Annotated in this window: 16 protein-coding genes; 4 read left to right on the top strand and 12 right to left on the bottom strand. The window is 71.8% G+C overall.

The features are described from left to right. Positions 1–456: 456 nt before the first annotated feature. The 4 genes from IEZ04_RS08180 (at position 457) to IEZ04_RS08165 (ending at position 7,225) form a co-directional block, all read left to right on the top strand. Complete coding sequence (locus IEZ04_RS08180; RefSeq protein ID WP_189216009.1) at positions 457–2,142, top strand: thiamine pyrophosphate-binding protein; 1,686 nt, start codon at positions 457–459, stop codon at positions 2,140–2,142. 10 nt (positions 2,143–2,152) lie between these two features. Beyond that, the gene (gene frc, locus IEZ04_RS08175) at positions 2,153–3,442 is read left to right on the top strand and encodes a formyl-CoA transferase (protein ID WP_268245655.1); all 1,290 of its coding nucleotides are present in this window, start codon (positions 2,153–2,155) and stop codon (positions 3,440–3,442) included. Positions 3,443–3,446: 4 nt separating this feature from the next. Then, positions 3,447–5,579 carry an acetate--CoA ligase family protein gene (locus tag IEZ04_RS08170; protein ID WP_189216060.1) on the top strand — a complete coding sequence of 711 codons (2,133 nt, stop codon included), beginning with the start codon at positions 3,447–3,449 and terminating at the stop codon, positions 5,577–5,579. Positions 5,580–5,836: 257 nt separating this feature from the next. Further along, positions 5,837–7,225, top strand: a complete 1,389-nt coding sequence (locus tag IEZ04_RS08165; RefSeq protein ID WP_189216008.1) for an OFA family MFS transporter — start codon at positions 5,837–5,839, stop codon at positions 7,223–7,225. Between the two features lie 164 nt (positions 7,226–7,389). Here IEZ04_RS08165 and IEZ04_RS08160 read toward each other — a convergent pair whose 3' ends face one another. The 12 genes from IEZ04_RS08160 to IEZ04_RS08105 all read right to left on the bottom strand — a co-directional run bounded on the left by IEZ04_RS08160 (position 7,390) and on the right by IEZ04_RS08105 (position 22,620). Further along, positions 7,390–8,580, bottom strand: coding sequence for a sugar phosphate isomerase/epimerase family protein (locus IEZ04_RS08160; protein WP_189216007.1), 1,191 nt, complete (start codon positions 8,578–8,580; stop codon positions 7,390–7,392). Positions 8,581–8,714: 134 nt separating this feature from the next. After that, entirely contained in the window at positions 8,715–10,133 is a 1,419-nt protein-coding gene (locus IEZ04_RS08155) for an alkaline phosphatase family protein (protein WP_189216006.1), read from the bottom strand. Beyond that, on the bottom strand, positions 10,130–11,299 hold the full coding sequence (gene eboE, locus IEZ04_RS08150) for a metabolite traffic protein EboE (RefSeq protein ID WP_189216005.1): 1,170 nt from the start codon (positions 11,297–11,299) through the stop codon (positions 10,130–10,132). Before eboE ends, IEZ04_RS08155 begins: the two co-directional genes overlap by 4 nt. Positions 11,300–11,302: 3 nt before the next feature. After that, positions 11,303–12,151, bottom strand: coding sequence for a TatD family hydrolase (locus IEZ04_RS08145; protein ID WP_189216004.1), 849 nt, complete (start codon positions 12,149–12,151; stop codon positions 11,303–11,305). Next, positions 12,151–12,843: an EboA domain-containing protein gene (locus tag IEZ04_RS08140; RefSeq protein ID WP_189216059.1), complete on the bottom strand. Its 693-nt coding sequence runs from the start codon at positions 12,841–12,843 to the stop codon at positions 12,151–12,153. The genes IEZ04_RS08145 and IEZ04_RS08140 overlap by 1 nt, the downstream gene beginning before the upstream one ends. A gap of 50 nt (positions 12,844–12,893) precedes the next feature. Next, positions 12,894–13,859: a sugar phosphate isomerase/epimerase family protein gene (locus tag IEZ04_RS08135; RefSeq protein ID WP_189216003.1), complete on the bottom strand. Its 966-nt coding sequence runs from the start codon at positions 13,857–13,859 to the stop codon at positions 12,894–12,896. Then, entirely contained in the window at positions 13,856–14,983 is a 1,128-nt protein-coding gene (locus tag IEZ04_RS08130; RefSeq protein ID WP_189216002.1) for an SCO3242 family prenyltransferase, read from the bottom strand. Before IEZ04_RS08130 ends, IEZ04_RS08135 begins: the two co-directional genes overlap by 4 nt. Further along, a complete protein-coding gene (locus IEZ04_RS08125) occupies positions 14,980–16,140 on the bottom strand; it encodes an inositol-3-phosphate synthase (protein ID WP_189216001.1) in 1,161 nt (386 codons plus the stop codon). The genes IEZ04_RS08130 and IEZ04_RS08125 overlap by 4 nt, the downstream gene beginning before the upstream one ends. A 120-nt stretch (positions 16,141–16,260) precedes the next feature. Next, positions 16,261–17,712, bottom strand: a complete 1,452-nt coding sequence (locus IEZ04_RS08120; protein WP_189216000.1) for a ThuA domain-containing protein — start codon at positions 17,710–17,712, stop codon at positions 16,261–16,263. A 13-nt stretch (positions 17,713–17,725) separates the two neighbouring features. After that, positions 17,726–20,224: a PQQ-dependent sugar dehydrogenase gene (locus IEZ04_RS08115; RefSeq protein ID WP_189215999.1), complete on the bottom strand. Its 2,499-nt coding sequence runs from the start codon at positions 20,222–20,224 to the stop codon at positions 17,726–17,728. 103 nt (positions 20,225–20,327) lie between these two features. Beyond that, a complete protein-coding gene (locus IEZ04_RS08110) occupies positions 20,328–21,332 on the bottom strand; it encodes a sugar phosphate isomerase/epimerase family protein (RefSeq protein WP_189215998.1) in 1,005 nt (334 codons plus the stop codon). 28 nt (positions 21,333–21,360) lie between these two features. Then, positions 21,361–22,620, bottom strand: a complete 1,260-nt coding sequence (locus IEZ04_RS08105; protein WP_189215997.1) for a Gfo/Idh/MocA family protein — start codon at positions 22,618–22,620, stop codon at positions 21,361–21,363. Positions 22,621–22,671: the final 51 nt, after the last annotated feature.

Raw genomic sequence — 22,671 nt, 5'->3', positions numbered from 1 at the left:
CGGCGGCGGCGCGGCGGCACCGTTCATGGTGGTGATCCGCTCGGCCAGGGAGTGGGTGCGCTGATGTGCGTCGAGGTGCACGCCGACTCCTGACCGTCATCCGACCGCGCAGTCGACCGAAGAGCCGGCCGAGGGGGCCGCGGGACCGGGTGGAAGGGCCGCTTCGCGCAGCTGCGCGTCAGGCCGTGCAGGCAGGCGGTGCGTCAAGCCCTGAGCGCAGCCATGCCTCAGGCCGTGCATTAACTCATACGTCAACCGTGCACCAAGGCCTCGCAAAATGCCGTACGTCCCCCTGGACACCGCCCCGGCCGATACGGGATAACAAGCTTCATACAGTATCCGTCGACTGTATGCAATCTATGCACTCCTTCTCGACGGCATCCACGAACAGCGCATGCACCGTGTCTGAGCTGCGCGAACGCGCGCCCATCCCCTACGAAGGGACAGGACTTCGCCATGCCCGACGACAACAGCCAGGACCTCATCTCCGGTGGGCATCTGGTTGCCAAGGCACTCAAGGCAGAGGGTGTGGAGGTCATTTACACCCTCTGCGGCGGCCACATCATCGACATCTACGACGGCTGCGTCGACGAGGGCATCGAGGTCGTCGACGTCCGTCACGAGCAGGTCGCCGCCCACGCCGCCGACGGGTACGCGCGCATCACCGGCAGGCCCGGGTGCGCCGTCGTCACGGCCGGCCCGGGGACGACCGATGCCGTGACCGGTGTCGCCAACGCGTTCCGCGCGGAGTCCCCGATGCTGCTGATCGGCGGGCAGGGGGCACTCAGCCAGCACAAGATGGGGTCGCTGCAGGACCTGCCGCACGTCGACATGATGTCGCCGATCACCAAGTTCGCGGCGACCGTGCCGGATACGGCGCGCGCGGCCGACATGGTGTCGATGGCGTTCCGCGAGTGCTACCACGGTGCGCCGGGTCCCTCCTTCCTCGAAATCCCGCGGGACGTGCTCGACGCCAAGGTGCCGGTGGAGAAGGCGCGGGTGCCGAAGGCCGGTGCCTACCGCGCCTCGACCCGCTCGTCCGGCGACCCGGAGGCCGTCGAGAAGCTCGCCGATCTGCTGGTGCACGCCGAGAAGCCCGCCGTGCTGCTGGGCAGCCAGGTGTGGACGACCCGCGGCACCGAGGCCGCCGTCGAGCTGGTGCGCACGCTGAACGTGCCCGCCTACATGAACGGCGCCGGCCGCGGCACGCTGCCGCCCGGGGACCCGCACCACTTCCAGCTCTCCCGCCGGTACGCCTTCACCAACGCCGACGTCATCGTCATCGTCGGGACGCCCTTCGACTTCCGCATGGGCTACGGCAAGCGGCTGTCGCCGGACGCGACCGTCGTGCAGATCGACCTCGACTACCGCACGGTCGGCAAGAACCGCGACATCGACCTCGGGATCGTCGGCGACGCGGGGATGGTGCTCAGGGCCGTGGCCGAGGCCGCCTCCGGGCGCGTCGACGGGGGCGCGTCGAAGCGCAAGGAGTGGCTCGACGAGCTGCGCGCCGCCGAGCAGAAGGCGATCGAGAAGCGGCTGCCGAGCCTGAAGTCCGACGCCTCCCCCATCCATCCGTACCGGCTGGTCAGCGAGATCAACGACTTCCTCACCGAGGACTCGATCTACATCGGCGACGGCGGCGACATCGTCACCTTCTCCGGGCAGGTCGTGCAGCCCAAGTCGCCCGGGCACTGGATGGACCCGGGTCCGCTCGGCACGCTCGGCGTCGGGGTCCCCTTCGTGCTCGCGGCCAAGCAGGCGCGGCCCGACAAGGAGGTCGTCGCCCTCTTCGGCGACGGCGCGTTCTCCCTCACCGGCTGGGACTTCGAGACCCTCGTCCGTTACGACCTCCCGTTCGTCGGCATCGTCGGCAACAACTCCTCCATGAACCAGATCCGCTACGGCCAGGCCGCCAAGTACGGCAAGGAGCGCGAGCGGGTCGGCAACACCCTCGGTGACGTCCGGTACGACGAGTTCGCGCGGATGCTGGGCGGTCACGGCGAGGAGGTCCGGGACCCCGCCGACATCGGCCCCGCGCTGCGGCGCGCCCGCGAGTCCGGGAAGCCCTCGCTGGTCAACGTCTGGGTCGATCCGGACGCGTACGCCCCCGGAACCATGAACCAGACCATGTACAAGTGAGGTGGCCTCCATGAGTGGTACGACGGGCAAGGCACCGTCCGGAAGCGCGGGCAAGGCACCGTCCGGAAGCGCGGGCAAGGCACTCGAAGGCATTCGTGTCCTGGACATGACGCACGTGCAGTCCGGGCCCTCCGCGACCCAGCTCCTCGCCTGGCTCGGCGCGGACGTCGTCAAGCTGGAGGCGCCGACCGGTGACATCACCCGCAGGCAGCTGCGGGACATACCGGACGTCGACTCCCTCTACTTCACGATGCTCAACTGCAACAAGCGGAGCATCACCCTCAACACCAAGACCGAGCGCGGCAAGGAGCTGCTCACCGAGCTGATCCGGCGCTCCGACGTCATGGTCGAGAACTTCGGCCCGGGCGCGGTCGACCGCATGGGTTTCACCTGGGACCGCATCCAGGAGATCAATCCGCGGATCGTCTATGCCTCCATCAAGGGTTTCGGGGACGGCCCGTACACGAAGTTCAAGGCGTACGAGGTCGTCGCGCAGGCCATGGGCGGGTCGATGTCCACCACGGGCTTCGAGGACGGGCCGCCGCTGGCGACGGGGGCCCAGATCGGGGACTCGGGCACGGGTGTCCATGCCGTGGCGGGGATTCTCGCGGCGCTGTACCAGCGGGAGAACACCGGGCGCGGTCAGCGGGTCAACGTGGCCATGCAGCATGCCGTGCTCAACCTCTGCCGGGTGAAGCTGCGCGATCAGCAGCGCCTGGCCCATGGCCCGCTCGCTGAATACCCCAACGACGACTTCGGCCCGGAAGTTCCCCGCTCGGGGAACGCGTCCGGTGGCGGTCAGCCTGGCTGGGCGGTCAAGTGCGCGCCGGGCGGCCCGAACGACTACGTGTACGTGATCGTGCAACCGGTGGGCTGGCAGCCGATCACCGAGCTCATCGGCCGGCCCGAGCTCGCCGACGATCCGGAATGGGCGACGCCGGAAGCCCGGCTGCCCAAGCTGAACAAGATGTTCCAGCTCATCGAGGAGTGGTCCGCGACCCTGCCCAAGTGGGATGTGCTGGAGCGGCTCAACGCCCACAACATCCCGTGCGGGCCGATCCTGTCCACGAAGGAGATCATCGAGGACCCGTCCCTGGCCGCCAACGAGATGGTCGTGACGGTGCCGCACCCCGAGCGGGGCGAGTTCACGACCGTGGGCAGCCCGCTGAAGCTGTCCGACTCGCCCGTCACGGTGACCAGTTCACCGCTGCTCGGCGAGCACAACGAAGAGGTCTACGTCGGCGAGCTCGGTCTCGGTGCCGAGGAGCTGCGCCTGCTCAAGTCGAACGGGGTGATCTGACGTGCTGGCCGAGGACCGGGTGCTCAGGGTGCGTGCACTGCTCGACGCCGTGCGCGACGAGGGCCGGAGTGCGCTGACCGCGCCCGAGGGCAAGGTGATCGCCGACGCGTACGGGATCGCCGTGCCCGGCGAGGAACTGGCGTCGGACGTCGACGAGGCGGTGGCCTGCGCGGCGCGCTTCGGCGGCCCCGTCGTGATGAAGGTCGTCTCCCCCGACATCCTGCACAAGACCGACGCGGGCGGCGTGGTCGTCGGTGTGGAGGGCGCGGCGGACGTACGGGCGGCGTTCCACCGGATCGTCGAGAACGCGCGCGCGTACGACGCCGAGGCGCGTATCGAGGGTGTGCAGATCCAGGAGCTGCTGCCGAAGGGACAGGAGGTCATCGTCGGCGCGGTGACCGACCCGACGTTCGGAAAGGTGGTGGCGTTCGGGCTCGGCGGGGTCCTCGTCGAGGTCCTCAAGGACGTCACCTTCCGGCTGGCGCCCGTCTCCGCCGACGAGGCCCTGTCCATGCTGGACTCCATCCGTGCGGCCGAGGTGCTGCGCGGGGTGCGGGGCGCGCCGGCCGTGGACCGGTGGGCGGTCGCCGAGCAGATCCGCCGGGTCTCCGAGCTCGTCGCGGACTTCCCGGAGATCGCCGAGGTGGGCCTCAACCCCGTGATCGCCACCCCCGAGGGAGCGGTCGCGGCGGACATCCGCGTGATCCTCGCCGAGTCGGTGCCGCAGCCGCGTCGCACGTACACGCGCGCGGAGATCCTCACCTCGATGCGGCGGCTGATGCGGCCCTCGTCGGTCGCCGTGATCGGCGCCTCGAACGAGCCGGGCAAGATCGGCAATTCGGTGATGCGCAACCTCGTCGACGGCGGTTTCGCCGGGGAGATCCATCCGGTGAACCCCAGGGCCGATGACATCCTGGGCCGCAAGGCGTACAAGAGCGTCACGGACGTTCCCGGTGAGGTGGATGTGGCGGTGTTCGCGATCCCCGCCAAGTTCGTGGCCGCGGCCCTGGAGGAGGTGGGGCGCAAGAGGATCCCGAACGCCGTGCTGATCCCCTCCGGATTCGCCGAGACCGGCGAGCACGAGCTGCAGGCCGAGATCGTGGCGATCGCCGAACGGCACGGCGTCCGGCTGCTCGGGCCGAACATCTACGGCTACTACTCGACGTGGCAGACCCTGTGCGCCACGTTCTGCACGCCGTACGACGTCAAGGGCGGGGTGGCGCTGACCTCGCAGTCCGGTGGGATCGGGATGGCCGTCCTGGGGTTCGCGCGGACCACGAAGACGGGGGTGTCGGCGATCGTCGGGCTCGGCAACAAGTCCGACCTGGACGAGGACGACCTGCTGACCTGGTTCGGCGAGGATCCGCACACCGAGTGCATCGCCATGCACCTGGAGGACCTCAAGGACGGGCGGGCCTTCGTGGAGGCGGCGCGGGCGACCGTACCGAAGAAGCCGGTCGTGGTCCTGAAGGCCGGGCGTACGGCGGCGGGTGCGAAGGCGGCCGGGTCGCACACGGGCGCGCTGGCCGGCGACGACGCCGTCTACGACGACGTGCTGAAGCAGGCCGGTGTCATCCGGGCGCCCGGGCTGAACGAGATGCTGGAGTACGCGCGCGCGTTGCCGGTGCTTCCGGTGCCCACCGGTGACAACGTCGTCATCATCACGGGGGCGGGCGGCAGCGGTGTGCTCCTGTCCGACGCGGTGACCGACAACGGGCTGTCGCTGATGGAGATCCCGCCGGACCTGGACGCGTCGTTCCGTGAGTTCATCCCGCCCTTCGGGGCGGCGGGCAATCCGGTGGACATCACCGGGGGCGAGCCGCCGTCGACGTACGAGGCGACGATCCGGCTGGGCCTGGAGGACCCGCGCATCCACGCGCTCGTCCTCGGCTACTGGCACACCATCGTCACCCCTCCCATGGTCTTCGCCGAGCTCACCGCGCGCGTGGTGGCCGAATACCGCGAGCGTGGCATCGAGAAGCCCGTGGTGGCGTCGCTCGCGGGCGACGTCGAGGTCGAGGAGGCGTGCCAGTACCTCTTCGAGCGGGGGGTCGTGGCGTACCCGTACACGACCGAGAAGCCGGTGGCGGTGCTCGGGGCCAAGTACCGGTGGGCGCGGGCGGCAGGGCTGCTGTGACGCTCCCGCGCGCGGGAGCGTCACTGAGGGCCCGATGCGTCAGATTCGGGTTCATTGTGGCTGGTCACGTGGTTCCCCGCGCCTCTTCCAGGGCGCCGGAGCTAGGCCGCCGAGCGCTGGGGGGCGGTACAGGAGGTGAGTCGAGGGCGGGGCGGCCGACGGTGCGCGTCGGCCGCCCCGGGACCCGCGCGCACGGAAGGCATGGGACAGGGGGCGCTGGCCAGAACTTTCGACGCAAGCAAGGGGTGCATGAGCGAATGACAACCACCGACCTGACGACGTCCGTCCCCTACAGGGAGGTGACGGACCGCAACGGCCGTCTGTACCGGATCGGCGAGACCGACCGGGACGTCATGGGGCGACCACGCAGATGGATGGTCATCCTGCCGTGGATCGGCATGATGGGCATCAGCTCCGCCGAGTACGCGTTCACGTCGGCGGAGGAGACACTCCACGAGGCCCACCTGTGGAGCAGCGGGCACATCTTCTGGCTGATGGGCGTCTGGGTGTTCTTCCAGGCGGCCGTGGCCTTCCCCGCCGGGCGGTTACGGGAGAGCGGCAGGCTGCCCGCCCGCACGGCCATGCTGATCGGCGCGGTCGGCACCCTGCTCGGCTATGTGTCCCTGGCCTACGCGCCGCATGTGCTCGTCGCCTACCTCGGCTTCGGCATGTGCAGCGGCATCGGTGCGGGTCTCGTCTACGCGACCTGCGTCAACATGGTCGGCAAGTGGTACCCGGAGCGCAAGGGCGGCAAGACCGGCTTCGTCAACGGCGGTTTCGCCTACGGGTCCGTTCCCTTTGTGTTCCTGTTCACCTCGTACATGGATCTGAGCAACTACCAGACCGTGCTCGCGTCGGTGGGTGTCGGACTGTGTCTGGTCGTCGCCGCGGCCGGCTGGTTCTTCAGGGACCCGCCGAAGAACTGGTGGCCCGCGCACGTCGACCCGCTGCGGCAGACCGACGACCCGAAGATCCGGCGGGCCCTGGCCAAGAACCCGCCGGCGGTGAAGCAGTACACCCCGAAGGAGGCCGCCCGCACGCCCGTCCTGTGGATGATGTGGTTCTGCCTGCTGTGCACGGCCGGCATCAACATCTTCGGCATCGCCTTCCAGGTCCCGTTCGGCAAGGACATGGGCTTCGCGGGCGGGATCGTGGCCACGGCGATGTCCCTGAAGGCGATCGTCAACGGCACGGGCCGCGGGGTGATCGGCTGGATATCCGACCGCTACGGGCGGCGCAAGACGCTCATCATCGTGTGTGTGGTGCTGGGCGTCGCCCAGTTCGGCGTCCTCGCCTCCGGCCAGATGGGCAGCATGCCGTTCTTCCTGTTCTGCTCGATGGTCTCCGGCTTCGGCGGCGGCGCTATCTTCCCGCTGTTCGCGGCCATGACGGCCGACTACTTCGGTGAGAACAACAACGCGACCAACTACGGCATGGTCTACAGCTCGAAGCTGATATCCGGCCTGGTGGGCTCCGGCATGGGCGCGGTCGTCGTCGGTGCGTGGGACTACGAGGGCGCCTTCGTCCTGGCCGGGTCTATCGGACTCGCCTCCGCGGTCCTCGCGCTGTTCCTGAAGGCACCGGGCAGGCCGGAGGCCAGGCATGTCGTGGCCGACCCGCAGCCCCTCGGAGAGGAGACGGCCTGAGGGCCGCTCCGCACCCGTCCGCCGTACGCGGCGTCCGTCCGCCGTACGCCGCGCCCGTCCCCGGCCGCCACGACACCTTGACCGGCGTATCACCGCGGAAGGCGGCCCTCCCCACGACGCCACGTGGGGAGGGCCGCTTCGTGTGTGCCCCGGTGCGCCTCGGGTCAGCGGCGCCTGCCGCGCAGGGCCGCGATGTTGTCGTAGCCGATCTTCGCGTACCTCAGCGACTGTCCGGGGTCGGTGGTGCTGGGGGCGTCGTCCTGCTCGACCATCGGGTTGTGGTAGTTCCGCTCCCCGACGCGGGAGAAGAACGTGCGGTAGTCGATGACGCCGGTGCCGAAGGGCACCATGTCGTAGCCCTGACCGCTGGTGGTGTTGACGACGCCGTCCTTGGCGTGGAACAGCGGGTAACGCCTGTTCTGCCGGGCGACGAGCGCCGCCGGGTCGAAGACCTTCCGGCGGGTGGAGCCGTCGTGGGCCGTGTAGGTGTGGAACTTGTACTGGGCCACGTGCGCCCAGAAGATGTCCATCTCCAGCCAGACGAGCTTCGGGTCGGTGACCTTGAGGAAGTACTCGAGCTTGCGGATGCCGGAGCTGCGGGTGGGCCGGCCCTGGTCGTCCAGCGGTCCCCCGTCGAGCAGGAAGCCGTACGCCGCGTCGTGGTTGTGGGTGTACAGCTTGATGCCCTCGCGGCGGGCTATGGCGCCGAGCGCGTTCCACTTGTCGGCCGCCACGTCCCAGTCGGCGCGGTAGGAGCTGCCCGTGGGGTCGCCGCCGGTGCCCATGTGCTCCAGGCCGAGGATGTTGGCGATCTCCAGATGCAGCTTGAAGGTGTCGAGGTCCGCTTTGGTCAGCGGCCAGGAGGAGGGGATGAAGCCGTGGTTGCCGCGCGCTCTGAGCCCGTAGTCGTCGAGCCAGGAGCGGAGCAGTCTCGCGCCCTTGACGGAGGTCAGGTCCGCACCGCCCGGCGCGTTGGCGTGCTGGCTGTAGCCCGCGAACTCCACCTGCCGGTACCCGTGGCGCGAGAGCTGCTTGAAGACCTCGCGGAAGCCGGAGGGCAGGTCGGAGGCGAGCGGGTCGCGGCCCGTCGCGTCGCGGACGGTGTACAGGATGATGCCGCGCTTCTCCGGCGGGACGAGGACGTCACCGCCGTGCCCGTGGCCGTGCCCGTGGCCGTGGCCACGGTCGTGGTCTCTGCCCCGGTCCCCCGCCAGGGCGGGCGAGGCGCCGAAGACGGGCGCGGCGATCGCCGCGCCCGCCACGGCGGTGCAGGTGCTGAGGAAGCGGCGGCGGTCGACGCCGAGAGCGCGGCGCAGCGCGTCGCGCGTTCCGGATTCTTCGTCGAACACGGTCACGGTGTCTCTCTTTCTCGTCGGTGTTCAGCGGTGACGGGTGCTGAAGGATGCTGAAGAAGTGCTGGTCGGACGCGCGCCGGACGCATTGTCAGTGGCGCGTGCTTCACTGTCCGTAATCGATCCGGCCGTCTCGCTCACGCGAGGCCGGCCAGGGAGAGCAGCAGTGATTTCACGTCGGTGGCCGCGACGCGGCCGGTGACTGCGTGGGGGGTGGAGCAGATGAGGAGCGGACCGTCGTCGTCGCTCTCGGGGAGGCGGCCGTGGCTGCCGCGAATAGGCGAGGCGTCCAGGGGCACCACCGCCATGCGGTAGCGCATGCCGAGTTTCTTGCGGGCGACCGCCGTGGCCGCCTTGACCTTCACATAGGGGTCGTGCGGGTCCATGAACAGCTCGACCGGGTCGTAACCGGGTTTGCGGTGGATCTCGACGAGCTGCGCGAAGTCGGGCGCGCGGTCGTCGTCGAGCCAGTAGTAGTACGTGAACCAGGCGTCCGGCTCGGCTATGGCCACGAGTTCGCCGGCGCGCGGATGGTCGAGGTGGTGGGCCTTCTTGCCCTCGTCGTCGAGGAGCTGCTCGATGCCCGGGAGACCGGCGAGCGCCTCCCGGGTGGCCGCCAGGTCCTCGGGGCGGCGTACGTAGACGTGGGCGATCTGGTGGTCGGCGACCGCGAAGGCGCGTGAGGCCATCGTGTCGAGGTATTCCATGCCGTCCTGCGTGTGGACTTCGAGGAGTCCGGCGCGGCGCAGGGCGCGGTTGATGTCGACGGAGCGGTCCACGCGGGTGATGCCGTACTCGGACAGCGCGACGACGGTACGGCCCTCCGCGCGGGCGTCGTCGAGGAGGGGGGCGAGGGCGGTGTCGAGGTCCGTGGCCGCCTGCAGCGAGCGCGGGTCGTCGGGACCGAAGCGCTGCAGGTCGTAGTCCAGGTGAGGGAGGTAGCACAGGGTCAGGTCCGGGTGCCGGGTCCGCATGATGTGGCGGGTGGCGTCGATGATCCACTGGCTGGAGACGAGGTCGGCGCCGGGGCCCCAGAAGTGGAACAGCGGGAAGGTGCCGAGCAGTTCGGTGAGTTCGTCGTGCAGGGAGGGAGGTCTGGTGTAGCAGTCGGGTTCCTTGCGGCCGTCGGCGTAGTAGACCGGGCGGGGGGTGACGGTGATGTCGGTGTCGGCGCCCATGGCGTACCACCAGCAGATGTTGGCGACCGTGTAGCCGGGGTGGACGCGGCGGGCGGCGTCCCAGAGCCTGTCGCCGGCGACGAGGCCGTTGTGCTGGCGCCACAGCAGGACGTCGCCGAGTTCGCGGAAGTACCAGCCGTTGCCGACGATGCCGTGCTCGGCGGGGAGCGTGCCGGTCAGGAAGGTCGACTGGGCGGCACAGGTGACGGCGGGCAGGACGGTCCCGAGGTTGGCCTGGGAGCCGGACCGGCCGAGGGCCTTGAGGTGGGGCATGTGGTCGAGGAGACGGGGGGTGAGGCCGACGACGTCCAGGACGAGGAGCGGGGTGGGGTCCCCCGTCACCTGTGCCGTGGCGTCGGACGCCGGTGAGGAGGTCACGGCAGCTCCTTCAGGCCGAGGTCGGTCAGCAGGTCGCGGGCGAGGGTGAGTTCGGCGGCGATGCCGTCGGCCAGCTGGGAGCGGCCACGGGGGCGCAGCTCGGGCGGCAGGGCCTGCCAGGTGTACGTCTCGACCTCCAGGTGGTGGGTCAGGGGGCGGGGCCCGCCGACCAGCCGGGTCAGTGCCGTCCTCAGTACGGGGAGTGTGGAGGTGAGGGGCGCGGCGGGGGCCGCGTGGAGCGGGACGTGGAAGTGGGAGCGCCACGGTGATGTGTCGGGCAGGGCGTCGCCCTTCAGGGCCTCGCCGAGGTCGTCGGTGCCCTTGAGCTCCGAGGACGGGTAGGCACGCGTCTGGTGCAGGAAGCGGGGCTCGTCGAACGCGCCGAGTGCCTCACGGACGCCGGGCAGGTGGGGGTGTTCGGCGTGCAGGGCGGCGGAGAGCTGGGACTTGACGACGCGCACCCCCGCGTGGGTGAGCGCGTCCAGGGCGGAGTGCGGATCTTCGAAGGAGGTGGCGAGGTGGCAGGTGTCGACGCAGACACCGATGCGTTCGTGGCCGATCGCGGTGAGCGGGGCGATGGCGTCGGCGGTGGTCTCGACGACGCAGCCGGGTTCGGGTTCCAGGCCGACGCGGAGGGAACGGCCGGTCAGCTCGGCGAGGGCGTCGAGGCGTTCGGCGAGGGTGGTCAGGGCTGTGCGGGCCCGCTCGGCGCGGGCGTCGTCGTACGCGGTGCGCCAGGCCAGGGGCAAGGTGGAGATGGTGCCCTCGCTGACGTCGTCGGGGAGCAGGCCGGTGAGGAGGCGGGCCAGGGAGGTGGTGTACTCCAGGCGTTCCAGGTCGGCCCAGTCCGGCTTGTAGACGCGGTACTTGACCTCCTGGGCGCCGAAGCCCTCGTAGGGGAAGCCGTTCAGGGTGACGACCTCGAGGCCGCGGCGGTCGAGCTCGGCGCGCAGGCCGCGCAGCGCGGAGGGGTCGGTGACGAGGGCCCGGGCGGCGTCCTTGGCGAGCCACAGTCCGATGCCGAGGCGGTCGCGGCCGAGGCGGCGGCGCACCGGTTCGCAGTGGTCGCGCAGCTGGGCGAGGACCCCGTCGAGGGTCTCGGCCGGGTGGACGTTGGTGCAGTAGGCGAGGTGGACGGTGGAGCCGTCGGGGTGGCGGAAGCGCATCGGTCACTCACCGCCGCGGAGTATGGAGTTGCCCTCGTGGGTGGCGTCCGGGGCCGCGACGTCGAGGTCGAGGCGTCCGCTCAGCCCGTAGAAGGCGACGGGGTTGCGCCACAGGACCAGGTCCACGTCGTCGTCGGTGAAGCCGGCGGCCAGCATGGCGTCACCGACGCGGCGGGTCTTGAGGGGGTCGCTTCTCCCCCAGTCCGCCGCCGAGTTCACGAGCACCTTGTCGGGCCCGTACGCCTTCAGGATCGCGACCATCCGGTCCTCGTCCATCTTGGTGTCGGGATAGACGGAGAAGCCGAGCCAGCAGCCGCCGTCCTTGGCCTCCTTGACGGTCGTCTCGTTGAGGTGGTCGACCAGCACCCGGTCCGCTGGCAGCGCGGACTCGCGGACGACGTCGAGGGTGCGGCGCAGTCCGGCGAGCTTGTCGCGGTGCGGGGTGTGCACGAGGGCGGGCAGGCCGTGGTCGGCGGCGAGCTGGAGCTGCGCGGCGAGGGCGGTGTCCTCGGCGGGGGTCATCGAGTCGTAACCGATCTCACCGACGGCCACGACGTGGTCCTTGACGAGATAGCGGGGCAGTTCGTCGAGGACGGGCAGGCAGCGGGGGTCGTTCGCCTCCTTGGGGTTGAGGGCGAGCGTGCAGTGGTGGGCGATGCCGTACTGGGCGGCGCGGAACGGTTCCCAGCCGAGGAGGGAGTCGAAGTAGTCGAGGAAGGTGGCGGGCGAGGTGCGGGGCTGGCCCAGCCAGAAGGACGGCTCGACCACGGCGCGGACGCCCGCCGCGTACATGGCCTCGTAGTCGTCGGTGGTCCGTGACGTCATGTGGATGTGGGGGTCGAAGATGCGCATCAGGACTCCTTGCCGGGCGTGCCCGGGCCGGTGCCGGTCAGGGCCAGGACGCGGTACAGGTCCTCGGGTACGGGACGGCCCGCGGCGGTGCGTTCGTCGGCGTAGTCGGTGAGCATGCGGGCGAGTTCGGCGTCGGCGCGGGCGCGGCGCGCCAGGTCGGCCACCTCGTCGACGGGGACGCCGGTGAACAGGCACTTCAGCACGGCGTGCCGCCAGCTGTGGGCGTCCAGGTGGCGGGCGGCGTACGGGCCGAGCGCGGCGGCGACGAGACGGGTGTCGTTGGTGCGCAGCGCGTCCTCGACGACCGGCAGGCACTCGGGGCCCGGCACGAGGTGGGGCAGGGCGTGCAGCACGGCACGGCGTTCGTCGGCGGTGCCCCGGCGGTAGACGCGGACGAGGGTGTCCGCGTCGGCTCCGGCCGCGTGCAGGACGAGGACGCGGACGGCGTCGGCGTGCTCGGGGCCGCAGCGCCGGCCCGCCTCGGCCAGCCGCAGTTCCCAGGCGGCGACGCGGCCGTGACCGCCCGGGCGGTCCGCGGCCTCTTCGAGGGCACGGTCGAGCCAGGCGCCGGCGGTGTCGTCGAGGGCGGCGGTGACACGGACGCGCAGGGCGTCCAGCGGGGTGCCGGCGGGGGTGGTGCCCGCCGCGGGTGTTCCGGTAGCGGCTGCCGGTGCCTCCGCAGTTGTCGTGATCGGTGGGGTCGCCGGGGTCGCCGGAACGCCCGGGATGTCGTGCGGGTGGTTCACGGGGTGCTCCCTTCGAGGGCGGCCGCGTGGTGGCGGAGGGCGGTGAGGGAGTGCTCGGCGAAGTGGGGGCCGGCGTGGGAGTGGCGGGGCAGTTCGACGACGGTGAGGCCCTGGTAGCCGCTTTCGGCGAGGGCCCTGAGCACGGGCGGGAAGTCGACCTCCCCGTCCCCGAAGGGGAGGTGTTCGTGGACGCCGCGGCGCATGTCCTCGATCTGGACGTGCCGCAGCCAGGGCGCGGCGGCGCGTACGCAGTCGGCGGGCGGCAGCGGTTCGAGGCACTGGCAGTGGCCGATGTCGAGGGTGAGCCCCAGGGCGTCCGGGCTGCCGAGCGCCTCACGCAGCCGGTGGAAGTCGGAGAGGGTGGCGAGGAGATGGCCGGGTTCGGGTTCGACGGCAAGCGGGACGTCCGCCTCGGCGGCCGCGTCGAGGACGGGGGCGAGGGTGTCGGGCAGGAGCTTCCAGGCGGTGCTCTCGTCCGTGCCGGCCGGGGTGATGCCGCTGAAGCAGTGCACGGCGTGGGCGCCGAGGTCGGCGGCGACGCGCACCGCGCGCAGCAGCAGGTCGACGCGCCGGGCGCGGTCGTCCGGGTCCGGGTCCAGGAGGGAGGGGCCGTGTTTGCGCCGTGGGTCGAGGACGTAGCGGGCGCCGGTCTCCACGGTGACGCCCAGCCCGAGCGCGTCCAGCCTGCGGGCCACCCGGCCGGTGCGGGCCGCGAGGCCGGGGGCGAGCGGGTCGAGGTGCATGTGGTCGAGGGTCAGGCCGACACCCTCGTACCCGAGGTCGGCGAGCAGGGCCAGGGCGTCGTCGAGGCGGAGGTCGGCGAGGCCGTTGGTGCCGTAGCCGAAGCGGAACGGGGGCCGGCGGGGGTTCGGGGCCCGGTGGGGGTCCGAGGTCCGGTGGGGGTCGGGGACGGTGCCCTGGGCGGGCCGGGAGGATCGGGCGGGAGCCGTCCGGTCGCTCATGTGATGCTCACCTTCCTGGCGAACCTGCGGGCGGCCGGGGCGAGGACGGCGGTGAGCAGTGCCGTGCCGGGCGCGCCCGCATGGGCGCTGAGGGCGGCCTGGAGGGGGATCGTGGCGCGGATGCCGGCGCCGACGGCGCGCTGGGTGAGCGGGGGTGAGGGGTTCAGGGCGGCGTGGGCGTACGGGCGTGCGGTGGCGGCGGCGTACGTGGCGGTGAGCGCGGTGGTCAGCGCGATGGGCGACGTCGCGACCCGGCTGTTCGTGCGAGGCGCGCCTGCCGCGTCCGCGGTTCCCCTCCCGGCTCCCCGTGTCAGCCACCAGGACAGTGCCGCCGTGGTGAGCAGGCCGCCCAGTGGTGCCGCGGACGAGCCGCCCTGGGTCTCCCGGCGGGAGACGGCGGTGACCGCGAGCGTGTGGGTGCCCAGGGCCAGAGCGGGGCCGAGGGCCGGGCGGACGGTGCCGGTGGTGCCGGCCGAGCCCAGCAGGAGGTCGAGGCTCCGGGCCGCGGCCATGGCCGCGGGGCCGACGCGGGTGCGCTTCAGGGCGAGGTCGTACGACCACACGGTGGCGGCGAGGGGGACGGCGACGGTGAGGGCGGGGCGGCCCGCCCGGGCGGCCAGGGCCAGACCGGCGGCGGTGAGGGCGCCCGCCGCGGTGAGCGCCGAGGCGGGGCGCACCCGGCCTGAGGGCAGGGGGCGGTGCGGGCGGTCCCGGGCGTCCTCGGCGCGGTCGGCCCAGTCGTTGAGGGCCATGCCCGCCTCGTACAGGCACAGGGAGGAGCCGATGGCAAGCAGGGTGCGGCCGTTCGGCCGGGCACCCGCCGCGGCCGCGCCCGCGAGGGCGTCACCGGGGACGGTGAACAGGGCGGGCAGACGCAGCAGCTCGGCCCAGGCCCGTGGCTGCGGGCCCGTGCGGGGCTGCGGCTGCCGGACCGGCTGCGTCTGCGTCTGCGTCTGCGTCTGCGTCTGCGGATCCGAAGCCGGCGCCGGCTTCGTCTCTGCCGCACCGCCGCGGGCCGCGTCGTCCCGGGCCGCGCCGCCCCGTACCGCGCCCCCCGCTCGCCGGGCTCTCGCAGCCCTCGTCCTGCCCCGTCCGCCGTCGGACAGGCGTCCCAGCAACGTCATCGGGCTCCCTCCGCGCGGCCGGCCTCGGGAGTCGTACGGAGTCGTTGCGCGAAGCCGGTCAGGGCCTCGTACTGGGCTCCGAGGGAGGACGGGGCGTCGCCCACGGGGTCCTTGAAGTAGAAGGCGAGGCCGGCGAGGGGACCGGTCAGGCCGGCCTCGTGGGCGCGGGCCGTCAGCCGGGCCAGGTCCAGGACCAGGGGTGCGGCGAGCGCCGAGTCGCAGCCCTGCCAGGTGGTCTGGAGGGTCATGCGGGTGCCCAGGAAGCCGTCGAAGGTGACGTGGTCCCAGGCGGTCTTCCAGTCACCGAGCGCGGGGACGTCGTCGATGTGGGTCTCGCCCTCGGGGGTCGTGCCCAGGGTGTCGGTGAGGACGCGTTCCTTGCCCGCGTTCTTGGCCGCCGCGGCGGCCGGGTCGGCCAGGGCCGCGCCGTCGCCGCCGCCGAGGAGGTTGGTGCCGGACCAGGCGCGCACGGCCAGCGCGCGCTGGGCGAACATCGGGCCGAGCACGGACCGCAGCAGGGTCTGGCCCGTCTTGCCGTCACGGCCGGCGTACGGCAGCCCGGAGGAGGCGGCCAGGTCGGTCAGGGCCGGGTGGTGGAGTCCCGTGGACGGGGTGAAGTTGACGTACGGGCACCCCGCGCGGAGGGCCGCCGCCGCGTACAGCGAACTGGGCGGCAGGCCGGAGCCGTCGGCCACCGGTTCCGTGGAGGCCACGTTCACCACGACGGTCCGGGTCAGGCCGTGGTGCCGTGCGAAGTCACGGATGTCCGCGGCGAAGGTCTCGATCAGTTCCTCGGGGCCGCGGGTGTCGCCCGGGAGGGGGCCGCCGGGTCTGATCCCGCGGTCCGCCGCGGCCAGTTCGGCGGCGATCGCGGCCGGGAGGCCGTGCGGCAGGACGCCTCCGGCGGCGAGGGCCTCGGCGCGCTTGGGGAGCGGGCAGTCGAGCGTGTCGTGGCCGCCGAAGACCAGGGACGACAGCGCGGGCAGTCCGGTTTCGGCGAAGGGGGGTGTCTCGGTGACCATGCCGACGGGGGCGTGCAGGCCCGCTGTCACTGCCGCGCACCCCGCGACGGCGGTCGTGGCGACGGAGCCGCGCGCTCCGATCAGCCACACCCCCACCCGGGCCCGGGAATCGGTAAGGGACACGGACACGGACATGGGTGAGCCTCCTTGTTCCTGTGCAGCTTCCTGCGCGACTTCCCGTACGGCTTCCTTCGTGGCTTCCGGTGCGGCGGGGAGACGGCGGGCGGGGGTCCGGCGTCCCCCGCCCGCCGCCGTTCAGTTGCCCGGTGCGGTGACGTCCGCCGCGGAGTCCGCGGTGACCGCTGCGGAGTCCGCGGTGGCGGACGTCCGCGTGGGCAGTTCCCTGATCCGGATGTTGCGGAAGGCGACCTCGTCATCGGCACCGTGGTTCTGGATGCCGATGTGGCCGTCCCGCAGGCTGCGCGCCGGATCGGTGTTGGTGAAATCGTTGATCTTCACGCCGTTGAGCCAGATGCGGAGGCGTTCGCCCTCGACCCGGATCTCGTACGTGTTCCACTCCCCCGGCGGGTTCAGCGCACGGTCGCGCTTCTTGGTGTCGGCGGACCGGAAGGTGTACACGGCGCCCGTCGTCCGGTCGGCGGCGTCGGTCGCGTCGATCTGGACCTCGTAGCCGTTGTCCACGGCCGACCACGGGTCGTCGGAGGCGGGGAAGCCCACGAAGACACCGGAGTTGTCGTCGCCCGCCATCCTCCAGTCCAGCTTCAGGGAGTACGACGCGAACTCCGACCCGGCGTACCAGAGCATGCCCATCCCGCCCGACGACGTGATCGTGCCGTCGTCGGTGTTCAGGTCGAACGTGCCCGGGCCCGCCTGCTTCCAGGCCGCGAGGGACTCCTCGGTGCCGTCGAAGAGGGACCGGTAGCCGTTCTCCGGGCGGCAGTCGGCCTGGGCCGCGCCGGCCGCCCACTTGATGCCGCCCGCCAGGTGCTGCAGGAACGCCGGTTCCGCGTACGACTCCTTGGTGTGCCCGCCTCCGGTGTAGAAGGCGCGCCCGCCCTCGTACTCCTGGCACCAGGCGATCGGATGGTCGCCGTTCATGGTGCCGCCGGTGTACGACGACTCGTCCAGCGTGGCGAGGACGTGGGCCTGCTCGCGCGGGTTGGAGCGGTAGTTGTACCACTCGTCGGTGCGCTCCCACGTCCTGCCCAGGTGGGCGGTGCCCGGGTGGGCGTGGTCCTCCACGTGGACCGTGGCGGACTGGATCTCCGGGTGGGAGTGGAAGTACGCCCCGGCGAGCCCGCCGTAGAAGGGCCAGTCGTACTCGGTGTCGGCGGCCGCGTGGACGCCCACGTAACCGCCGCCGCCCTCGATGTAGCGCTCGAAGGCGCGTTGCTGGGTGCGGTTCAGGACGTCGCCCGTGGTCGACATGAAGACGACGGCGTCGTACCGCGCGAGGTTCCGCGGGGTGAACGCGCCCGCGTCCTCCGTGGCGTCGACCTCGAACCCGTGGGTGGCGCCCAGTTCCCGTACGGCCGCGATGCCCTCGGGGATCGAGTCGTGCCGGAAACCGGCCGTCTTGGAGAACACCAGCACCCGGTCCGAGGCGCCCGCGCCCGGCTTCGGGTCCTTGCCCCCGGCGCCCCCGGAGGAGGACGCCGCCGGTCCGGACACGCACCCGATCAGCAGCGCGGCGCCGACGGCGGCCGTACCCAGCCGGGCTCCTTTCGCGGTGAAGGTCACTCGCATCGCAGCAGCCACCTCACTTCGTCGTGATGGTGAAGTCGTCCAGCTCGAACAGCTGGCCGGCGCCCTTCGCGCCCTTGAAGACCAGGTAGAGCGTGGTGGTGCCGTGCGGCGGCAGCCACAGCTTGGCGGTGACGTCCCGGTAGGTGTCCAGGCCGCCGGTCACCGGCACGGTCGTGGAGCCGAGCAGCCGGCCCTTCGGGGAGCCCGCGCGGACCTCGATCTTGCCGCCGTGGGCCGCCGCGGCGACCCGGGCCGTGACCTGCGTCGCGTTGGACAGGACGTACGGCTCGAAGGCGATCCAGTCACCGCTGGAGATGTCGCCGACGGTCTTGCCGCCGTTCGCGCTCTCCCGGTTCTGCACCGTCGCGCCGGAGGTGTCGCCGAAGTGCTCGGCCTGGCGGTGGCGGGGCTGGGTGACGTTCTGGTCGTGGGTGGTCAGCGGGGCCTGGCCGCCGCCTCCGTTGTCGGTGTAGACGGCGTCGAAGACACCGAAGATGTTGGCGTTCGGGTCGTGGCCGCCGTCGGCGCTGGTCTGGATGGTGCCGGAGCAGCCGTTCGCCGAGGTCAGCGGGTGGCCGTGGCTGTCGTGACCGAGGATGAAGGTGACCGTGACCTTGGAGCAGTCGATGTCCCGGCCGTCCTCGGGGTCGGTGACCTGCACCTTGAACGGCACGGCGTCACCGAAGCTGAACAGCTGACCGTCCGCGGGGAGCTGCAGCGTCACCGTCGGCGCGGTGTTGCCCACCACGATCTGCACGCTGGCACTGCCGCTGCGGCCCTGCGGGTCGGTGGCGGTCACCGTGGCGGTGTAGGTGCCGTTCTGCCGGTAGGTGTGGCTCGGGTCGGCCTCCGTGGAGGTGCCGCCGTCGCCGAAGTCCCAGCTGTAGGTGAGCGTGTCGCCGTCGGCGTCGGTGGAGCCGGCCGAGGAGAAGTTCACCCGCAGCGGTGCCTGGCCGGAGGTGCGGTCGGCCGCGGCCTGGGCGATCGGCGACTGTCCGTCGGTGGCGTTCTCGATGCGGTACAGGGCGGAGTTGTCGTCGCCGCCGAACCAGGAGAGGCCGTAGTCGAGGACGTACAGCGCGCCGTCCGGGCCGAACGTCATGTCCATGGGCTGGGTGCCGGACCACGGGATGTCGTTGATCGCCTGCACGGTGCCGTCGGCGTCCGAGGTGATCCGCTTGATCCACTGGCGGCCGAACTCGGCGGCGAAGAAGTCGCCGTCGTACTCCTCCGGGAACTTCACCGGGGAGTCGAGGTCGGGGTCGTAGTGGTAGACCGGGCCGCCCATCGGGGACTCGGAGCCGTCGCCGAACTCGGGTACGGACGCGCCGTCGTACGGGATCCAGGCGGCCTGGGCGGGCGGCAGGTCGGTCAGGCCGGTGTTGTTGGGCGAGGTGTTCTTCGGGGCGGCGCAGTCGAAGGGCTCGCCCGAGGTGCCGGTGGCGAAGTCGTAGTCGACGTAGGGCTCGTTGGCGCCCACGCAGTACGGCCAGCCGAAGTTGCCGGGTTCGGTGACGCGCGCGAACTCGACCTTGCCGGCCGGGCCGCGGTTCGGGTTCGCGGCGCCCGCGTCGGGACCGTAGTCACCGACGTAGAGGATGCCGGTCTCCTTGTCCACGCTGAACCGGAACGGGTTGCGGAAGCCCATCGCGTAGATCTCGGGCCGCGTCTTCTCCGTGCCGGGCGCGAAGAGGTTGCCCTCGGGTATGGCGTACGAGCCGTCGTCGTTCACCTTGATGCGCAGGATCTTGCCGCGCAGGTCGTTGGTGTTGCCGGAGGTGCGCTGCGCGTCGAAGACCGGGTTGCGGTCCGGGCGCTCGTCGATGGGGGTGAAGCCGTCCGACTGGAACGGGTTGGAGTCGTCGCCCGTCGACAGGTAGAGGTTGCCTGCCGCGTCGAAGTCGATGTCACCGCCGACGTGGCAGCAGATGCCGCGGGTGGCGGGCACGTCGAGGATCTGCGTCTCGCTCGCCACATCCAGTGTGCCGTCGGTGTTCAGCACGAAGCGCGACAGCCGGTTGACGCCCTCGAACGGGGCGAAGTCGGCGGCGGTGCCGTTCTCCGGGGCGTCGCCCTCCGGGGTGTCCATCGGGGGCGCGTAGTAGAGGTAGATGAAACGGTTTTCTTCGAAGCCGGGGTCGACGCCGATGCCCTGCAGGCCCTCCTCGTCGTGCGAGTAGACGTCGAGCTTGCCCGCGAGCCGGGTGTTGCCGCCCGCGTCCGTGATGCGCAGCTCGCCGTCGCGCGAGGTGTGCAGGACGGAGCGGTCCGGCAGGACGGCCAGCGACATGGGCTCGCCGACCTCCGCCTCGCCCTTGGCGAGGACGACCTGCTGGAAGTCCTCGGCCGCCGCGGCCTTCGCCGTGGTGTCCGTCTCGGCCGCGCCCGCGGCCGGCGCGGTGAGCGACAGCGAGGTGCCGGCGAGCAGCAGCCCGGTCAGCAGGGCCGCCGCCCCGCGGAGTCTGGGACGTCTGGTGGGACCGGTGCGGTTCTTCTTCGCGTACGGGTGCACGAAATGCCTCCAGTGAGGAGCCGGTCGTACGGGTGTGTACTCAGTGGTGCGGTGCGCCGGGATGCGCCGTCACCCCGGGGACACCGTGAAGCCGTGCGGGCGGCTAGTCCTTGCCGCCGAACGCCGCGTCGAACGAGGCCGACGGCGGTTCGAAGTCGAAGGTCTTCAGGCGGGCCAGGGCCTCGGGCGCGCCCTGCAGCCGGTCCATGCCGGCGTCCTCCCACTCGACGGAGACGGGGCCCTGGTAGCCGATGGAGCGGAGCATCCGGAAGACGTCCTCCCAGGGCACGTCGCCGTGGCCGGCCGAGACGAAGTCCCAGCCGCGGCGCGGGTCGCCCCACGGCAGGTGCGAGCCGAGGCGGCCGTTGCGGCCGTCGAGCCGCTTGCGGGCCTCCTTGCAGTCGACGTGGTAGATCCGGTCCCGGAAGTCCCACAGGAAACCGACCGGGTCAAGGTCCTGCCACACGAAGTGCGAGGGGTCGAAGTTCAGGCCGAAGGCCGGGCGCCGGTCGACGGCGTCCAGGGCGCGCTGCGTGGTCCAGTAGTCGTACGCGATCTCGCTCGGGTGGACCTCGTGCGCGAACCGCACGCCCTCGGCGTCGAACACGTCGAGGATCGGGTTCCAGCGCGCGGCGAAGTCCTCGTACCCGCGCTCGATCATCGACTCGGGGGCGGGCGGGAACATGGCGACCAGGTGCCAGATCGCCGAGCCGGTGAAGCCGATGACCGTGTCGACGCCGAAGGCCGCCGCGGCGCGCGCGGTGTCGGCGATCTCGGCGGCGGCCCGCTGCCGTACGCCCTCGGGCTCGCCGTCGCCCCAGATGCGGGCGGGCAGGATGGCCTGGTGGCGCTCGTCGATGATCGCGTCGCAGACGGCCTGGCCGACCAGGTGGTTGGAGACGGCCCAGCACTTGAGTCCGTACTTGTCGAGCAGCTGGTGCCGGGACTCGATGTAGCCGGGGTCCGCGAGGGCCTTGTCGACCTCGAAGTGGTCGCCCCAGCAGGCGAGTTCGAGCCCGTCGTAGCCGAAGTCGCGGGCGCGGCGGCAGACCTCTTCCAGCGGCAGGTCGGCCCACTGGCCGGTGAACAGCGTGAAGGTGCGCGGCATGACTGTGCTGGCCTCCTCGTCGGGATCGTCAGACCGTGATCGGCGTGGTCGGTGCGGCCGGGGCGAGCGGGTCCACGGGGGCGACCGGGGTGTAGACGGAGTTCCTCCCGGCGCTCTCCTCGACGGCCGCGAGCACGCGCTGCACCTGGAGCCCGTCGGCGAAGGACGGCTCGGGAACGGTGCCGGACGCGACGGCGTGCACGAGGTCACGGGCCTGGTGCACGAAGGTGTGCTCGTAGCCGAGGCCGTGGCCCGGCGGCCACCACGCCTCCAGGTAGGGGTGGTCGGGCTCGGTGACGAGGATGCGGCGGAAGCCGGCGTGGGCGTCCGGCTCGGTGGCGTCGTGGTACGAGAGCTCGTTGAGCCGCTCCAGGTCGAAGGCGAGCGAGCCGCGCTCGCCGTTGAGCTCGATGCGCAGGGAGTTCTTGCGGCCGGTGGCGAACCGGGTGGCCTCGAAGGAGGCGATCGCACCGGAGGCGAACCGCCCGGTGAACAGGGCCGCGTCGTCGACGGTGACCGCGCCGCGCCCTTCGCTGCCGCCCGGGTTCGTCAGGCCGCTCGACGCGCCGGCGGGCAGCGGCCGCTCCCGCACGAACGTCTCGGTGAGCGCGGAGACACCGACGACGGGCTCTCCCGCGAGGTACTGCGCGAGGTCCACGATGTGCGCGCCCAGGTCGCCGAGGGCCCCGGAGCCCGCGAGCTCCTTGCGCAGCCGCCAGGTCAGCGGTGCCTCGGGGTCCACCAGCCAGTCCTGGAGGTACGTCACCCGGACGTGGCGCAGGGCGCCGATCCGGTCCTCGGCGACCATCCTCCGGGCGAGCGCGGTGGCGGGCACACGGCGGTAGTTGAAGCCGACCATGGCGAGCTGGCCGCGCTCCCGGGCGGCCGCGGCCGCCGCCGCCATGGCCTCGGCCTCCTCGACGGTGTTGGCGAGGGGCTTCTCGCACAGCACGTGCTTGCCCGCGGCGAGGGCGGCGAGGGCAATCTCGGCGTGGCTGTCGCCGGGGGTGCAGATGTCGACGAGGTCGACGTCGTCGCGTGCGATCAGGGCCCGCCAGTCGGTCTCGGCCGCCGCCCAGCCGTGCCGGTCGGCCATGGCGCGCACGGCCCCGGCGTCCCGGCCGCAGACGGCGGCGAGGACCGGGTTCAGCGGCAGGTCGAAGACGCGGCCCGCGGTGCGCCAGCCCTGTGAGTGGGCGGCGCCCATGAACGCGTATCCGACCATGCCCACGCCGAGCCGTGGCTTACCGGCCTCGTCGCCCTGGTGCGGCTGGTGCGGCTGTGTCATCGGGATGTCCTCCTCTTCGTCGGCGGACGGGTCGTCGTCGGACTGTCCGTC

This window comes from Streptomyces ruber (assembly GCF_014648075.1).
Classification (GTDB): Bacteria; Actinomycetota; Actinomycetes; order Streptomycetales; family Streptomycetaceae; genus Streptomyces; species Streptomyces ruber.
Note: the sequence above shows the minus strand (reverse complement) of the source record. Positions and strands in the feature narration are given on the sequence as shown.

Coding starts and splice junctions, on each gene's coding strand:
- IEZ04_RS08105 (WP_189215997.1), bottom strand. CDS start 22,620: ATGACACAGCCGCACCAGCCGCACCAGGGCGACGAGGCCGGTAAGCCA.
- eboE (WP_189216005.1), bottom strand. CDS start 11,299: ATGCGCTTCCGCCACCCCGACGGCTCCACCGTCCACCTCGCCTACTGC.
- IEZ04_RS08145 (WP_189216004.1), bottom strand. CDS start 12,151: ATGCGCATCTTCGACCCCCACATCCACATGACGTCACGGACCACCGAC.
- IEZ04_RS08130 (WP_189216002.1), bottom strand. CDS start 14,983: ATGACGTTGCTGGGACGCCTGTCCGACGGCGGACGGGGCAGGACGAGG.
- IEZ04_RS08125 (WP_189216001.1), bottom strand. CDS start 16,140: ATGTCCGTGTCCGTGTCCCTTACCGATTCCCGGGCCCGGGTGGGGGTG.
- IEZ04_RS08165 (WP_189216008.1), top strand. CDS start 5,837: ATGACAACCACCGACCTGACGACGTCCGTCCCCTACAGGGAGGTGACG.
- frc (WP_268245655.1), top strand. CDS start 2,153: ATGAGTGGTACGACGGGCAAGGCACCGTCCGGAAGCGCGGGCAAGGCA.
- IEZ04_RS08135 (WP_189216003.1), bottom strand. CDS start 13,859: ATGAGCGACCGGACGGCTCCCGCCCGATCCTCCCGGCCCGCCCAGGGC.
- IEZ04_RS08120 (WP_189216000.1), bottom strand. CDS start 17,712: ATGCGAGTGACCTTCACCGCGAAAGGAGCCCGGCTGGGTACGGCCGCC.
- IEZ04_RS08180 (WP_189216009.1), top strand. CDS start 457: ATGCCCGACGACAACAGCCAGGACCTCATCTCCGGTGGGCATCTGGTT.
- IEZ04_RS08110 (WP_189215998.1), bottom strand. CDS start 21,332: ATGCCGCGCACCTTCACGCTGTTCACCGGCCAGTGGGCCGACCTGCCG.